Annotated in this window: 10 protein-coding genes; 7 read left to right on the top strand and 3 right to left on the bottom strand. The window is 67.9% G+C overall.

Annotated features, from left to right (window positions below; genetic code table 11):
* Nucleotides 1-4: 4 nt before the first annotated feature.
* Genes LGY53_RS41335 through LGY53_RS41310 form a run of 6 tightly spaced genes read left to right on the top strand, consistent with a single transcriptional unit; the run spans nucleotide 5 to nucleotide 6,271 of the window.
* Nucleotides 5-1,297, top strand: coding sequence for an AarF/ABC1/UbiB kinase family protein (locus tag LGY53_RS41335; RefSeq protein WP_225732135.1), 1,293 nt, complete (start codon nucleotides 5-7; stop codon nucleotides 1,295-1,297).
* On the top strand, nucleotides 1,287-2,015 hold the full coding sequence (locus LGY53_RS41330; RefSeq protein ID WP_225732134.1) for a crotonobetainyl-CoA--carnitine CoA-transferase: 729 nt from the start codon (nucleotides 1,287-1,289) through the stop codon (nucleotides 2,013-2,015). The genes LGY53_RS41335 and LGY53_RS41330 overlap by 11 nt, the downstream gene beginning before the upstream one ends.
* 32 nt (nucleotides 2,016-2,047) lie before the next feature.
* On the top strand, nucleotides 2,048-3,367 hold the full coding sequence (locus tag LGY53_RS41325; RefSeq protein ID WP_225732133.1) for an aminotransferase class V-fold PLP-dependent enzyme: 1,320 nt from the start codon (nucleotides 2,048-2,050) through the stop codon (nucleotides 3,365-3,367).
* A gap of 11 nt (nucleotides 3,368-3,378) precedes the next feature.
* Nucleotides 3,379-4,245 carry a class I SAM-dependent methyltransferase gene (locus LGY53_RS41320; RefSeq protein ID WP_225732132.1) on the top strand — a complete coding sequence of 289 codons (867 nt, stop codon included), beginning with the start codon at nucleotides 3,379-3,381 and terminating at the stop codon, nucleotides 4,243-4,245.
* A 5-nt stretch (nucleotides 4,246-4,250) separates the two neighbouring features.
* Nucleotides 4,251-5,381, top strand: a complete 1,131-nt coding sequence (locus tag LGY53_RS41315; protein WP_225732131.1) for a PLP-dependent aspartate aminotransferase family protein — start codon at nucleotides 4,251-4,253, stop codon at nucleotides 5,379-5,381.
* The gene (locus tag LGY53_RS41310) at nucleotides 5,378-6,271 is read left to right on the top strand and encodes a homocysteine S-methyltransferase family protein (protein WP_225732130.1); all 894 of its coding nucleotides are present in this window, start codon (nucleotides 5,378-5,380) and stop codon (nucleotides 6,269-6,271) included. The genes LGY53_RS41315 and LGY53_RS41310 overlap by 4 nt, the downstream gene beginning before the upstream one ends.
* Before the next feature lie 3 nt (nucleotides 6,272-6,274).
* On the opposite strand, the gene LGY53_RS41305 is transcribed toward LGY53_RS41310, so the two are convergent.
* Nucleotides 6,275-7,900, bottom strand: coding sequence for an MFS transporter (locus tag LGY53_RS41305; protein ID WP_225732129.1), 1,626 nt, complete (start codon nucleotides 7,898-7,900; stop codon nucleotides 6,275-6,277).
* Nucleotides 7,901-8,177: 277 nt separating this feature from the next.
* Here LGY53_RS41305 and LGY53_RS41300 point away from each other — a divergent pair, with 277 nt between their 5' ends.
* Nucleotides 8,178-8,867 carry a winged helix-turn-helix transcriptional regulator gene (locus LGY53_RS41300; RefSeq protein ID WP_225732128.1) on the top strand — a complete coding sequence of 230 codons (690 nt, stop codon included), beginning with the start codon at nucleotides 8,178-8,180 and terminating at the stop codon, nucleotides 8,865-8,867.
* 7 nt (nucleotides 8,868-8,874) lie between these two features.
* On the opposite strand, the gene LGY53_RS41295 is transcribed toward LGY53_RS41300, so the two are convergent.
* Nucleotides 8,875-9,321 carry a thioesterase family protein gene (locus LGY53_RS41295; protein WP_225732127.1) on the bottom strand — a complete coding sequence of 149 codons (447 nt, stop codon included), beginning with the start codon at nucleotides 9,319-9,321 and terminating at the stop codon, nucleotides 8,875-8,877.
* An 18-nt stretch (nucleotides 9,322-9,339) separates the two neighbouring features.
* Complete coding sequence (locus LGY53_RS41290) at nucleotides 9,340-15,120, bottom strand: type I polyketide synthase (RefSeq protein ID WP_225732126.1); 5,781 nt, start codon at nucleotides 15,118-15,120, stop codon at nucleotides 9,340-9,342.
* Nucleotides 15,121-15,123: the final 3 nt, after the last annotated feature.

The raw sequence follows: 15,123 nt of genomic DNA, 5'->3' as shown, positions 1-15,123 counted from the left end.
TGAGATGCGAACCCGATTCGCGCTCACGATGCGCGCCGCGCGCATCATCGGCACCGTGGTCGCGGTGCTGGTTACCGCGCTGCCGGGTGCGCTGATTCAGCGGGTGCGCCATGGTCGCGGGGCGAGCGGTCGGCATATCCGGCGCCGGCTGGTCGCGCTGTTGATGCTGCTCGGACCGACCTTCGTCAAGGCGGGACAGGTGCTCGGCACCCGGCGCGACCTGCTGCCGTCCGCACTGTGTGACGAACTGTCGCTGCTGCAGGATTCGGTGGCGCCGCTGGATGCGGAGCAGACGGCGCTCGCGCTGGCCGAGGCGTACGGGCCCGAGGTCGACGACGTTTTCGCCGAACTCGATCCGCAACCGGTCGCCTCGGGCAGTGTGGCGTCGGTGTATCGGGGGCGGCTGCGTTCGGGGCAGGATGTCGCGGTCAAATTGCGCAGGCCGGGGATCGAGTGGACCATGTCGGCGGATCTGGCGCTGATCCGGGGTGGCGCGGCATTGGTCGCGCGGCTGCCGGTATTTCGCGGCGTTCCGGTCGAGGAGGTCGTCGCGAATATGGCGGGCGCCGTGCTCGGCCAACTCGATTTCGAACGGGAGGCCGATAATCTGCGCCGCCTCCGCAAGAATCTGTCCGAGGTGCCGCGCGTCTGGGTGCCCAAGGTCTATCCCGAGGCGTGCCGTCCGCGCTGCATCGTCATGGAATTCATTCCGGATCTCGCGGTGGACACCGCCGAGCATTGTTCTCCTGCCACGCGAAAACGTCTGGCCGCCTCCGGTATGGCCGCCATGTATCAGATGCTGTTCGTCGACGGGTTCGTGCACTGTGATATGCATCCGGGCAATCTGTATTTCACGCGCAGTGCCCAGGCCGTGGTGTTGGATGCCGGATTCAGCGTGCAGCTCACCGACCGGCTGCGCCGGTTGTTCGCCGAATTCTTCATGAATATGGCGATCGGGCGCGGTACGCACGCGGCCGAAATCGTGATACAGAGCGCCACCCGGCTGGCCGAGGACGCCGACCTCGACGGATTCACCGTACGAATGGCCGATCTCGTGATGCGCAGCCACGGTCAGTCCGCCCAGGAGTTCAGCCTGATCGCGTTTGCCATGGAAATGTTCGATCTGATGCGCCGCTTCGGCATTCACGCGGCGCCCGAGTTGGTATTTCCGCTGCTTTCGCTGCTGGTGATCGAGGGCGCGATCCGGCGGCTGGATCCGGATATGGATTTCCAGGAGGCGGCCAAGCCGCAGCTCATGCGCGGCCTGTTCGGCGAGGGAGATATTCGTGGGCGTTGATCTGGGCAATCGCGCGCAGGCCTATCTCGACAGATATCTGCCTGGCAGCGGGCCCGGTATCGCGGCGCTCGCCACCTACCGGCTGTCTTGGGACGAGCAGTTCTGTCACCGGGTCGCCACTTATTTCGAGCATGCGCCGCGCATGGCTTGGGAAGCACGCTTGGCCGAGCGTTATGCGCGATTCAAACGGGAGAATTTGCGGCAGTACCGAATGATCGTCGACTCGGGTATCGCCGTGCGGCCGTGGCTCGGCGAGGGACAGCCGTACGGTGGCTCGGCGCAGCTGCGGCAGTCGGTGCGCGCCGATTCCGTGCTGTACGTCTACTTGACGACTACGGCGCACGGGCCCGGCCCCGCGGCCGGTGACCATCCGATGCTCGAACCGTCCGGTGTGGTGGTCGACGGTGTCGAGTTCCGGCACAACGACCTGTTCAGGGCCGTGCACGATATCTTCGGACATGTGTTGTCCCGCAGCGGATTCGGGCCGCGCGGTGAGTTCATGGCGGCGTTCTGTCATATGGGAATGTATTCCGCGGCGGTCCATCCGGTGGTGTTCACCGAGCACGTCGCACAGATCTGCTGGTACTTCTACGGTCCGCGCGCGCACGAGCGCCGGTACCCGCCGCAGAAGGTGTTCGAGTACCCGCCGGATTATCTGGATCGGTTCCGAACCTTGTTCACTCCGCCGAGTCGACAACCGGATCGGAGTACCTCCTAGGCAAACTAAGTTCAATTAGATATAGTGATCTAGTGGCCGATCTGATGAATATGAGAAAGATCAGTTCCTCGGCACTGGGCGAGGTGATTCGCGACGACTTTCCGATTCTGCGGCGGCGCTTCGGCGCACATCCGCTCACCTATCTGGACAATGCCGCGACCACGCAGAAGCCGCAGGCCGTACTGGACGCGCTGGTGGACTACTACAGCGGCGTCAACAGCAATATCGGCCGGGGCTATTACCAGCTGAGCATGGCCGCCACCGACGCGTACGAGCACGCGCGCGAGACGGTGCGCCGCACGATCAACGCCCGGTACCCACACGAAATCGTCTTCACCCCAGGCACGACGGCATCGGTGAACCTGCTCGCCGACACCTTCGGTCGGTCGGTGGTCACGGCCGGTGACGAGGTGGTCGTCACCGGTATGGAACACAATTCGAACATGCTGCCGTGGCGGCGGCTCTGCGAGCGCACCGGGGCTCGACTGGTCGTGGTGGCGGTCGAAGCCGACGGTCGAGTGGATCCGCTGCGCTTCGCCGCCGCGCTCGGCCCCAGGGTGCGGCTCGCCGCGGTCGCGCACGTGTCGAACGTCCTGGGGACGGTGAATCCGGTTCGGACGCTGATCGAATACGCGCACCGGCACGGCATACCGGTGGTGGTCGACGGCGCACAGGCGGTGCCGCACCGGCCGGTCGACGTCCGTGAACTGGATGCGGATTTCTACTGCTTCTCCGGGCACAAGGTCTACGGCCCGATGGGTATCGGCGTGCTGTACGGCCGGGCCGAGCTGCTGTCCGGACTCCAGCCGTACCAGGTGGGCGGCGGAACCGTGAAGGGCGTGACCCTCGACGAACCCGTGGCGTACGTGCCCGCGCCCGCGCGGCTGGAGGCGGGTACACCGCATGTCGCGGGCGCCGTCGGTTTGGCCGCGGCGCTCGACTATCTCGCCGGGCTCGGCTGGGACGAAATCCGTTACCACGACGAGTATTTGGTGCGCACCGCGGTCGAGGCGCTGGCGGGCGTGCCCCGGGTGCGGGTACTCGGCGATCCGGCCGCCGACCCGAACGGCATCGTCTCGCTGGTCGTCGACGGCATCCATCCCTACGACGTGGGCGGCCACCTGGACCGGCACGGTGTCGCGGTGCGCAGCGGGGTGCACTGCGCCAACGTCTTCGTCGACACCTTCGAGGTGGTCGGCACCGTGCGTCTGTCGTTCGGGATCTACAACACCGAGGCGGAGATCGATCTGGTGCGCCGCGCACTGACCACCGTCGAACCCGGCGTATGGACGAAAGAGCATCCGACAGAACGGTTTCTGGCCGTCGACCCGGCCGCCGCGAGCCACCGATGAAGGGGACGAACATGGAAACGGTCTTCGATCCGGTGAGCTTCAAGCGGACCCAGCGCGCCACCTGGAACGCGATCAGCGCGGGATGGCTGTCGTGTCAGGACGATTTCGAGACCGGTGGCGCGGCGGTGACCGCGCGACTGCTCGAACTCGCCGGGGTGGGTGCGGGCCAACGGGTGCTCGATATCGGCACCGGCACCGGGCAACCCGCGCTGACCGCGGCGTCCGTGGTCGGCCCCACCGGGCGGGTCACCGGTATCGACCTCGCGCCCGAGATGATCGCCCGTGCCAGGGACCGGGCCGCCGGACTCGGCCAGGTGGAATTCGTGGTCGGCGATGTCGAGGCGCAGGAATTCCCTTCCGCCGCTTTCGATGTCGTGCTCAGCCGGTGGGGACTGATGTTCGCGGTCGATCGGGTCGCCATGTTCCGGACGCTGGCGCGGGTACTAGTGCCCGGTGGGGTGCTGGCCGCCGCGGTGTGGGCCGAACCGGCGCTGGCGCCGATGATGTCGCTCGGTTTCCGGGTGATCGCCGAACGACTCGGCCTGCCGCCGGGGCCGCCGGGTGCGCCGGGACCGTTCAGCATGGCCGACCCGGAGACGGTGACCGCGGAACTGACCGAGGCCGGCTTCGGCGCGGTCGCCGTGACCCGCTTCCAGGTGCCGTTCGTACTCGAATCACCGGATCGCTACATCGAATTCAGCAAGGTGGTCAGCCCGCCGAGCCTGAAGGACATGCTGCGAGAGCGGTTCGGCAGCGCCGATGATCCGCGGACCTGGGCCGCGGTCGGCGCGGCCGTCGAACCCTATCGCGGACCGGACGGCGAGGTGTCCCTGCCGAGTACCGCCCTGTTGCTGCGGGCAGTCGCACCGATCGGCTGATCGCCATGCGCTTCGACACCAGATTGGTCCACTGCGGGCAGCGGTCCACCCCGGGCAGCGGCGATATCGTGCCGCCGGTCCACATCGCGACCACCTACGATCGCTTCGCGCAGGATCCGCCGCGGCTGTTCTATTCGCGCGGGGAGAATCCGACCAGGGAAGCGCTGGAGGAATGCCTGGCGGCGCTGGAGGACGCGCCGTACTGCGCGGTCTTCTCGTCGGGGCAGGCGGCGGCGACCGCGGCGCTTTCGCTGCTGTCGCCGGGGCAGCGGCTGGTGTCCTCGCACGATATCTACGGCGGCACCTACGCGCTGTTCGAAAGCCTCGCCCGCTTCGGGATCCGGGTCGACTATGTGGATTCGACCGATCCGGCCGAGCTGCGGCAGGCGCTCGCCGCCGACACCGCGATGGTGTGGGTGGAGACTCCGAGCAACCCGCTGCTCGAGCTCACCGACCTGGCCGAGGCCGCCGAGCTGGCCCGGGAATGCGGCGCGGTACTGGTGGTCGACAACACCTTCGCCAGCCCGGCCCTGCAACGCCCATTGGATTTTGGTGCGGACGTAAGCCTTTACAGCACAACGAAATTCATCGCGGGACACGCCGATGTGCTCGGTGGCGCACTGGTGTGCCGCGACGCGGATCTGCACGGGCGGTTCGTCGCGCACCGGACGGTGACCGGCGGCGTGCCCAGCGGTTTTGACTGCTATATGGTGCATCGCGGCGTCAAAACGCTGTCGCTGCGGGTGGCCCGACAAACGGCGACCGCGCAGGCGCTCGCCGATGTGCTGTGTGCCTCGACGGCCGTGGACGAGGTGAAATACCCTGGCCTGCGGGCACATCCACAACACCACCTGGTCCGCGCGCAGATGTCGGGACCCGGTTCGATGGTGAGTTTCCGGTACCTCGGCGATCCGGAGAAGCTCATGGCGCGCACCGAACTGTTCGCGTGCGCGGTGAGCCTCGGCGGCGTGCGTTCGCTGATCGAATGTCCCGCCCTGATGACGCACCGGCCGGTACCGCGGGCGACCCGGATCGCGGCCGGTATCACCGACGACCTGATTCGCCTTTCGGTCGGTATCGAGGATCCGGCCGATCTGATCGAGGATCTGCAGTGCGCCCTGGAAGGTGACAGATGACGAATTCCCATGCCCCCGAAGGAGTTCTGCTGCTCGACGGCGGCGTCGCCAGCGAGTTGGAGCGGGCGGGCATCCCGATGGCCGACCCATGGTGGACCACCGCGGCCCTGCGCACGGAGGCCAAACGGCAGGTCCTGCAGTCGGTGCACGAGGCATATCTGGCCGCGGGCGCTCAGGTGATCACGGCAGATACCTTCCGCACCAATTTGCGTGCGCTGCGCCGAACCCGGCTCGATGACGCGGGTCGCGCCTGGATGGTGCACGCGGCCGTCGGCGTCGCGGGCGCCGCGCGCAAGGAGGCCCGTGCGCCCGAGGCGTGGATCGCCGGTTCGATCGCACCGGTCGAGGACTGCTATCGACCGGATCTGGTGCCCGAGGATGCGGAACTGCGCGCGGAACACGGGTGGCTCGCGCGCGAGCTCTCGCGAGCCGGCGTCGATCTGTTCCTGCTGGAGACGATGAACACCATCCGCGAGGCCCGGATCGCGCTGGAGCAGGTGCTCGCCGTCGGCGGGCGGGCGTGGGTGTCGTTCGTCTGCGGCGCGGACGGCAGGGTGCTCTCCGGTGAGGATCTGTCCGGCGCGGTGCACGCGGTGCAGCGCGCCGGGGCCGAGGCCGTACTCGTCAACTGCACGTCACCGGCCGGAACCGAGGCAGCGATGCGCGCGCTGTGCCGCGGCAGGGCCGGATTGATCGGCGCCTATCCGAATATCGAGGACCGCACCGGGCCGCGCACCGATGATGGGGGACTGCCGAGCGCGTTGCATCCGGACGAATTCGCCGAACTGCTCGTCCGGTGGCGCGCCGACTACGGCCTCGACATTCTCGGCGGCTGTTGCGGTGCGTCGCCCGCGCATCTGGCGGCCGCGCGGAATGCGTTGAGCGCGTGAGGTTTACGCCGCCGATTCGGTCCGCAACTGGGCGGCGGTGATGCGTTCGAGGTGCCGGTGCCTCGTCTCGGGTCCGTAGGCGGCCAGCGCGAGAACCGCCAGGCCGAGCGGTAGCACGCCGACCGCCGCGGTGAGCCGGATGGACGGCTCGGCGATCGCGGCGACGGCGGCGCCGAGGATGAATACGCCGCCCGCCTTGGTCGCGCCCGCGGAGAACCCGCTGCCGCGGGCCCGCACCACCGTCGGGTAGACCTCGGCGGTGAAGGCGGCCAGGGTGGCGTTCAAAGTATTGATGCCCCAGACCGGTATGACCAGGAGTACGTAGAGCAATACCCGATTGTCACCGACCCGATCGCCCAGCGCGACGAACGCCGAGAGCGCGACCGTAATCGCCGCGACCATCAGAATGACGGTTTTCCTACTGCTCCAGAAGCCGTACAGCAGTGCGACCGGAATGCTCAGTGGAAATCCGAGAATGGCGGCATTGCGCAGCACCGAGCTCGCGGCGACCTCCGAGAGACCGAGCCGCTGCAGATTCGACGGCATCCACTGTTGAAATCCGTACTGGGTGGTGCCGACGCCGAGTGCGAGCAGCGCCACCGCCACGGACAATCCGAGAAACGGCTTGCGCAGCAATTGCCATGAGCTGTTGCGGACGGTGTCCTCGGCGTCGGGCCGGGTATCGGTTTCGATGATTTCCGCGCCGTACCGCCGCAAAACCGCGGCCGCCTCACCCGCGCGATTCATGCGCAGTAGAAAGCGCGGCGATTCCGGGATCCACCGGTTGAGCACGAACAGCGCCAATCCGGTCGGCAGGCCGATCAACCACAGCAGCCGCCAGCCGAAGCGATCGGGCGCGGCCCAGGTGGACGCCAGCCAGCTGACGATGATGTACGCACCGGCGATATCGCTGCCGATCAGGATCATCATCCAGCCGCGATGCCTGCGCGGGACGGTTTCGGACAGCAGCGCGAAGGTGATGGGGAGCATCCCGCCGACGGCGAGCCCCATGGCGAAACACGTGACGAGATTGAGCCAATAGGCGGGCATCGCACCGCAGGTGGAGGTCGCGATGAAGACAATTCCCGCGAGCAGAATGCAGGCCCGCCGCCCGATGCGGTCGCCGAGCCATCCCCAAATGAATGCGCCGATCATCGTGCCGGTGATGCCGGAAAGTGGATACAGCGCGATCGGCAATGCGGCGGCGTGCGGATTCAACGGACCTTTCAATCCGTATTCCGCGGCAGCGCCGGGCGCGGTGAAAGCCAGCGCGACCGGTTTCATCACATCGATCGTCACCGCGGCGGCGAGTGCGAGCAGCAGGGTGATATGCGCCGGGCGAATCGGCGTGTCGTCGAGCGGTTCGATACTTATTCGGCGGCGCGGCCGGTTCGTGGCGGTTTCATGTGGAACCAAGCCGTAAATTGATATACCGACCCCGAGGAACAGTAGGACCATGCCGATCACCATTTCCGGGGTCATCGGCATTCCGGCGAGGTGATAGTGCATCTCCCGCGACTCGAGGAACATGGGGATATGCAGGGCGACGCCGAGCACGGTCAGGCCCAATCCGAGCCGGAAGGCCATGGGGCGCGCGGTCGTCGCGGCGGTATCGGGTGGGTTTTCCATCGCGGTTCGATCCCCCTGTGTGGGCCAGATTTGCGGATGACACTATATTTTGATGTAGTTTACTGGGGTAACCTGATCGGGGTTGCGGTTTTCGACCTTGTTCCGGCTGGCGGTGATCGGTCCCGGATTCGGCCGTCCAGCTGGAGATAGATCAGGGACCGGCGCCGGTGCGGCGGCAAATAGTTCCGAACGGTCGCTTCCGGAAGATGTGGTGGATACCGGTTACCATGTATCTATGTAGCTAACAGTTGCACTACAGGACAGCGGAGGTGGCAGCATGGGAACGAAGCGATACGCGCAGATGTGCGCGGTCGCGGCGGCGCTCGATATCGTCGGGGAGCGCTGGACGCTGCTGATCATCCGTGACCTGATGACCGGTCCGAAGCGGTACAACCAGCTACTCGAGGAGACGTTGGTGGGCATCGGGCCGAATCTGCTCGCCGCGCGCCTGCAGATGCTCACCGAGCAGGGTGTTGTCCAGCGCGAATCGGTATCCGGCGACGGCCGCGGCGTCTGCTATCGGCTGACGCCGAGCGGCGAGGCGTTGCGCCCGGTGGTCATCGGGCTGGCGTCCTGGGGCCTGTCGCATGTCGCCTCCTATGAACAGGATGGGTTGGTGCGCGCCGAATGGGGGCGCGTCGCGCTCGAGGCGATGGTCTCCGTCGGTCCACCGCCCGAGGTCGACGAGTCGTACGAATTCCGGATCGGCGACGAGGTGTTCCACGTGCAGTGCGCGAATCAGGTCGCCCGCGTCGTCGGCGGACCCGCGCCGGCCGAGCCCGCGCTGATCGTCACGGCCGATCCGGAGACCTTCATCCGGATCGGCACCGAGCAGATCGCCGTCCTGGACGCGGTGCTGTCGGGCAAGGTGGTGATCACCGGGGACAGCACCTCGCTGGCGCGCTGCCTGCGCCTGCTCGACCTCGAGCTCACCGGGGCCACACCCGCCATCGTCGACGCGTCCTGATCGCATATCAGTGCCGGGTCGTCGCGACCCGCGGGTCGGATCCGGCGCGATAGGGTTCGAGCGCGCGCCGCAGGCTCTCCGGCACGCGCGTCGGCTCGACGTGCGTGCCCGCGCCGCGCATACACGCCACGCGCTGCCTGCCGCGAGCGAGCAGGTGTTCGGCGCCGGAGCGCTCATCCACCTCGAGATAGGCGAATTCGAATTCGAGCTGCGTCTGGGTGAGATCGGTCAGGGTCATCCTGATCGTAAGTCGTTGGAGGGCGGTCACTTCGGCGAAGTATTCGCATTCGCATTTGATGGTGAACAGCTTGAGGTCGCGGCGGATCTCGTCGACGATGTCGGGGGCGTGCTCCATCAGGAACATTTCCCGGCAGCGGCCCTGCCAGCGGAAGTAGTGCACGAAATAAACGTTGCCGACGAGGTTGGTCTCCTCGAAGCCGACGGTGTGCGTCATCTCGTAAGCCTGCATGCGTCAGCCCTTCTCGACGACCGAGAACACAACGGGTTGGTCCGGGACGGGGGCGGCGACGGTGGCCCCGAACGACCACACCACATCGGTCCCGTGCCGGAAGGTCAGCCAGCCGTCGGCCGACGGGCCGCCGTCGAGCGTCAGGCGCGGTCTGGCCACCGTGACACCGAGTTTCGTGACGGCCTCGCGTGCGCTCCACACCCGGGTGGCCGCGGTGGCGAACGATTCGGCCGCGGCTCTGGCGCACGCCTCGGCGAGTGCGACACCCGACGGGCCGAGCAGCGAGTTCCATTCGCCCGACGTGCGTGGCAGGACGGGTTCGAGATCGCAGCCGAGCCGGCGCGCCCCGACGACGGCCATGGTGAGACCCGCGCCGTGGGAGAAACTCGCGTGCTCGCCGGGGATCTGCGGCCTGCCGTCGGGCCGGTAGTGGATCGGCACGGCACGGCCGAGCGCGGCAATGAGTGCGCGGCGGCTGGCGGAGCGGCGCGGGGAATGGACGTCGGTGTCCGATGGCATCGGCCGATCGCGAATGATGGCCACCCGCATGGGTTCCGGTAGCACAGTGTCCAAGTGACGCTGCAGGTACGGGCCGAGGAATTCAGGTGTCCAGGCCGTGGGTGGTCGCGGCGTCACCGCGGTGAGTTCGAGACCCTCCCATACCGCGACGGGCGCCCCGCGCGGATCGCGCACGAGGACGTCGTAGACGTATCTCGCCCCTTCGTGCGCGCGTTCGACCGCGGTCAGCGTCACCGCCCGCACCTCGGTCGGCACCGGAAACGCCCGCACCCGGGCCACTTTCGAGGGCAGTAGCGTCGCATCGGGTACGCAGACCTGAATGGCGTGCATGAACGCATCGCGTGCCGCCGGGTCGTCGAGGATCAGCGCATTCGGCACCACGGGCGAGAACCAGCGCGTCTCACCCAGCCGGATCCGCGCGACGCATTGTTTCGCGGAGAGGTGCCGGTAATCCCGCACCGCGCGAAACATCGGCCCGTGGAACATGATCCGGTCGTAGAAGTCCGAATCGATCGCCATGCCGAGGTCGGCGGATTCGGTATCGGCGAATTGCCGCACCGGTTCGGCGGCTGCGCCAGGCGCTGCGAGTTTGCACACTCCGCGGAAATGATCGAGCTGAAAACCGGTGGTACCGGACCGAATCGCGACCCGCACCGCCGCGCCGGTGCGCAATGCGGCGATCCGGATGGTGGTGCCGTCCTCGGGCACGGTGATCGGCCGCAGGAATTCCAGATCCCGCAATTCGATATGGTGTCCAGCACCGAACAACGCCGTCGCCGCCTGTGCCATGGCCTCCATCCCCATGACCGCCGGGAACAGTGCGTCGCCGGCGAATCGGTGATCGGCGAGATATGGATCGGTCGTCGTCGAAATATCGGCTTCGGCAAGCACTTCGATGCCGGGGAAGTGCAGCCGCGGCCGTTCCAGGAAGCGCAGCAGCGGCAGTTCGGATTTGTCGAAGCGGATGGTCGGCAGGTTCGCGGTGCGGCCGAGCACGACCACGCTGGTCGGACAATCCTCGGCGCGCAGCAGATCGAGCATGACCTCGATACCGGCATCGGCCGAGATCGGCTCGATACCCTCGCGGATCAGCGAATCCAGTACGCCGAGCCGCTCACCCATACCGGTTCCGGCCCACACCGACCATTCGATGGTCAGGCAGCGGCACCGCGGCAGCTGCGCGGCCACGGTATCGATGGTGGTGCGCAGCCAGTCGTTGGCGATCGAATAGTGCGCCTCGCCGCGCAGCCCCGCCCGGCCGATGATGCTGCCGAAACCGACGAGCAGACCGAGCGCGGCGAGGTCGACGCAGTCGAGCAGATTGCGCAGACCGTCGATTTTCGGTGCGACGATGCGCATGACGTCATCGGTGGTGAGTGAGCCGAGCGCGGCCGGGGTGTTGACCGCGGCGCCGTGCAGGATGCCGGTGATCACGCCGAGCTCGCGCCGCACCGCCGCGGCGGCGGCCGCGACCTGGCTCCGGTCGGTGACGTCGGCGGCGTAATACTTTGCGGTGACGCCGAATTCGCGCAGCCGGTCCATATTCGTCGTGACATCGGGATCCGTGGCCGGGGTGCGCGCGATGATCGCGAGTTTACATCCGGTGCGCTGTGCGAGCGCGGTCGCGCATTCGACGGTGATGCCCCGGGCCCCGCCGGTGACGGCGAGTACGCCTGCCGAGTCGAGCGGCAGCCGGGACCGGCCGAGCGTCAGCTCACGCAGGACCGGTTCGCGCCGAACACCTTCCGCGTCGTAGTGGACCTCGCGGAAGGTCGTCGTCGCGGCGATATCGGCGCAGACCATGCGCGCGGTGTCCGCAGGCGGCGCGCCGGGCGCGGTGTGGACGATGGTGGTGCGCACCGAGGGCGCTTCCAGATGCAGGGTTCTGGCGAGCGCGGCGGCGCCGCGGTTACCACCGTCATCGACGACGACGAACCGAGTCCGCGTATCGAGCGCCGCTCTGGCGGCGGCGAGCATGCGCTCGACGCCGGTCGCGGTCGATTCGCGCGGGGAGTCGCCGAGCCGGAGCAGGACGCCGTCGCCGCAGTGAGCCGTCGCGAGCTGATGGCGCAGGGCCATGGCGATCCGATCATCGGCCGGTGCCAGGACCTGCCAGCGACCCGGTTGATCTTCGGTGGGCAAGGGCGGGTGGGGAATACCGACGAGGTCGACGGTGAACGGCCGCACCCAGCTGTCGACACCGGGAAGGTCGTCGTGCGCGGGCACCGGATCGCCGACCGAATTCGCCAGCTCGTCGATCGCCTCGGCGAGCTGTGCGATCGTCGCCGTCGCGACATTGGTGGTCGGCTCGGGGACCGCGACGCCGATCCGCTGTGCCGCGTCCGCGACGAGCTGGGTGATGGTGATGCTGCTCATGTGCAGGTCGTCCATCGGGCGCAGATTCGGGGTGATGTCCTCGGCAGCCAGTTCGGCTCTGGCCGCGATGAGTTCGCGCAGCATAGCGAACGACGAGGTGACATCCGTTGCGGCGGAAGCATTTTCGATGGGCTGCGGCCGCGTGGTCCGGGCCCGGCGCAGCTGCGAGTCGTCCGGTGCGCGCTCACAGGGACTTTCGATGAAGACGAACTGTTTGTCGAGTGCGAAGGCGCGGTGGAAGCGGTCGGCGGTGGTCGTGCGCAGATCGGGACGCCCGCCGAGGGCATAGCAGGCGGCCAGCGTGCGCAGCGCGCCCGCGACGGAATTGCCGTCGGTCTCCATGGCGACGATCGGAACCATCGGACAGGTGTCGGCGGCCAGCGTCGTCAGCGACCGGCCGGGACCGACCTCGATCAAAAGATCACAGCCCGTGGCGAGCTGGGAGAGCGCGGCCGCGAACCGAACCGGCGCGCGTACCTGACGCTCGAGCAACTCGGTGACCGCGGTGCCGGGTTCGAGCGGGCCCCCGGTGACGGTCGAGAACATCCCCGGCCGCTTGATCCGGCCGATCTCGATCTGGTCGAGGTAGTCCCGGATCGCCCGCGCGGCGGGTGCGACCAACGGGGAATGGAAGGCATGCGAAACGGGCAGCATCTGACAGTGCAAACCGGCGGCCCGCGCGGTGACGAGCACGGCGTCGACGGCATCGGCCGGGCCGGCGATCACGGTGTGCTGAGGTCCGTTGTATCCGGCGATCACCACCGGGCTGTCGTTGACGAGCGGCGTGACGCGGTCGGCCGACGTCCGGATCGTCGCCATGGCACCGGTTTCGGCGGTGGCCGCGCGCTGCATCGCCCGGCCGCGGAAGTCCGCCGTGCGGACGACCTCGATCTCGTCGAAGACACCGGCCCAGTGCATGGCGGCGAGTTCGCCGAGGCTGTGCCCCACACAGCCGGCTGCGTGCACATCGGCGGTATCGAGGAGGCGCAGCCCGGCCAGCTCCGCGGTGATGATGCGCGGTTGCGCGTCCTCGGTCGCCGCACCCGCGTCCCGGACGCCGACCTGCCGGTACAGGTCGGCCACGGTGGTGAACCGGCGGGCGAGCGCACCGCCGTCACCTTGCCCGGGTGCACCCTGTCCCGGGAACAGCAATCCGATGCGTGGCTCGGATTCGGTTCGCGCGCCGAGGAATTGGCCGCGCTCCGGCGCGAACCGGCGGTGCTCGCCGGCCGCGAGCGCGTCGGCGAGTTCGGTCAGCCGGCGCGCGGCCTGGCGCGCATCGGTGACGACGGCCGCCCTGACCGGCAATTCGGCGTCGGTATTGATCAGCTCGGTGGCCAGATCGCCGAGTTCGGCGAACGAACAGCGCGCCGCGAGGCCGGCGACCTCGCGCAGCCGGGTTTGTAACTGTGCCGGTGTCGCCGCCGAGAGCACCAGCAGTTCGGCATCCTGGGCGCTGTGTGCGAGCCGGGTGTCGAGCGATCGGGGCAGCGGTCGCGGCGGTTGCCCGCTCTCCACCACGACGTGGGTGTTGATGCCGCCGAAACCCAGCGACGACACTCCGGCGCGGCGCGGGTGATCGGGGCGCGGCCACGGCGTCGCCGTGTCGGGGAGGTAGATGCGATTCGAATCGGTGAGGACGGGATGTGCTCGCTCGGTCCCGGTGACCGGCGGAATGGTGCCGCGATGCACGGCAAGCGCCGCTTTGATCAGCGCCGCGATACCGGCCGCCGCTTTGGTATGTCCGACATTGCCTTTGATCGTGCCGAGTGCGACCGGCCGCCGATCATGTCGTGCCGCCAGCGCCCGATCGAATGCCTCCAGTTCCGTGCGGTCGCCGACGGCCGTGCCGGTGCCGTGGCCCTCGAGATAGTCGACGGTATCGATGCCGAAGCCGGCCATCCGGTACGCGCGCTCGATCGCGCGCAGATGCCCGTCGCGGTCGGGACGGGTGATGCCGCCGCGGCCGTCCGAGGAGACACCCCAGCCCGCGATTGTCGAATATGTCCGCAGGCCAAGGGAATCCGCGTCCTCGGCGCGCAGCAGCACGATCACCCCGCAACCCTCGCCCGGCCAGAAACCGTTGGACAGTTCGTCGTAGACGCGCATGCCCGAACTCGACAGCGCCTTCGTCTTGGCGAAACCGATGAGTTCGAACGGATCGATCGAGAGGTCGACGCCGCCGACGAGCGCCGCGTCGAGCTGACCCGTGATCAGCGCGTCACCCGCCTGCGCGACCGCGAGCAGCGACGAGGAACAGGCCCCGTCGACGATGAATCCGCCACCGCCGAAATCGAAATGGTTGCAGATCCGCCCCGCGATGGTGTTGGCCAGCCCGCCCGCCAGACTGTCCTCGGTGATCTCCGGAAACGGCGCCTTGTAGTCGGCCTCGTACTCGTCGAGGAAGTCCGCGATCTCCTCGGCCTGCCAACCCCGGCGATGCAGCGCGCCGGTGAGGGTGCGCCGGACATAAGGCCAGCGCAGTCGCATGACGTTCGCCCGGGACATATCGCCGGTGAGCGTATTGCCGAGGATGACGCCGGTGCGCGCCCGGTCGAGGCCCTCGCCCGCGGGCAGTCCGGCGTCGTCGAGTGCGGCCGCCGCGGTGTCGAGGGTGAGCCAGTGGGCGATATCGGTGGAGCGGAAAACGTTGGCGGCCACCCGATGCCGGGCCCGATCGAAGGTCCAGCCCTCGATCACCGCGGCGTGCGTCGCATAGTGCCGATCGGCCGCGGCGGGATCACCGTCGTAATAATCGGCCGCGTTCAACCGCACATCCGGTATCGGCCGGAATGCGCGCCGTCCGGCGAGCACGTTCTCCCAGAGCTCGGCGGGGTTGGCCGCATCGGGAAAGCGGCAGGCCATGCCGACGATTGCCAGTCGAGCCATCGG

Origin of the sequence: Nocardia sp. JCM 34519.1 (assembly GCF_020361265.1) — a bacterium.
Lineage (GTDB): Bacteria > Actinomycetota > Actinomycetes > Mycobacteriales > Mycobacteriaceae > Nocardia > Nocardia arthritidis_A.
Note: the sequence above shows the minus strand (reverse complement) of the source record. Positions and strands in the feature narration are given on the sequence as shown.

Bases quoted from the DNA above. Each gene is read 5' to 3' on its own strand.
- LGY53_RS41335 (WP_225732135.1), top strand. From the start codon at position 5: ATGCGAACCCGATTCGCGCTCACGATGCGCGCCGCGCGCATCATCGGC.
- LGY53_RS41320 (WP_225732132.1), top strand. From the start codon at position 3,379: ATGGAAACGGTCTTCGATCCGGTGAGCTTCAAGCGGACCCAGCGCGCC.
- LGY53_RS41315 (WP_225732131.1), top strand. From the start codon at position 4,251: ATGCGCTTCGACACCAGATTGGTCCACTGCGGGCAGCGGTCCACCCCG.
- LGY53_RS41310 (WP_225732130.1), top strand. From the start codon at position 5,378: ATGACGAATTCCCATGCCCCCGAAGGAGTTCTGCTGCTCGACGGCGGC.
- LGY53_RS41305 (WP_225732129.1), bottom strand. From the start codon at position 7,900: ATGGAAAACCCACCCGATACCGCCGCGACGACCGCGCGCCCCATGGCC.
- LGY53_RS41300 (WP_225732128.1), top strand. From the start codon at position 8,178: ATGGGAACGAAGCGATACGCGCAGATGTGCGCGGTCGCGGCGGCGCTC.
- LGY53_RS41295 (WP_225732127.1), bottom strand. From the start codon at position 9,321: ATGACGCACACCGTCGGCTTCGAGGAGACCAACCTCGTCGGCAACGTT.
- LGY53_RS41290 (WP_225732126.1), bottom strand. From the start codon at position 15,120: ATGGCTCGACTGGCAATCGTCGGCATGGCCTGCCGCTTTCCCGATGCG.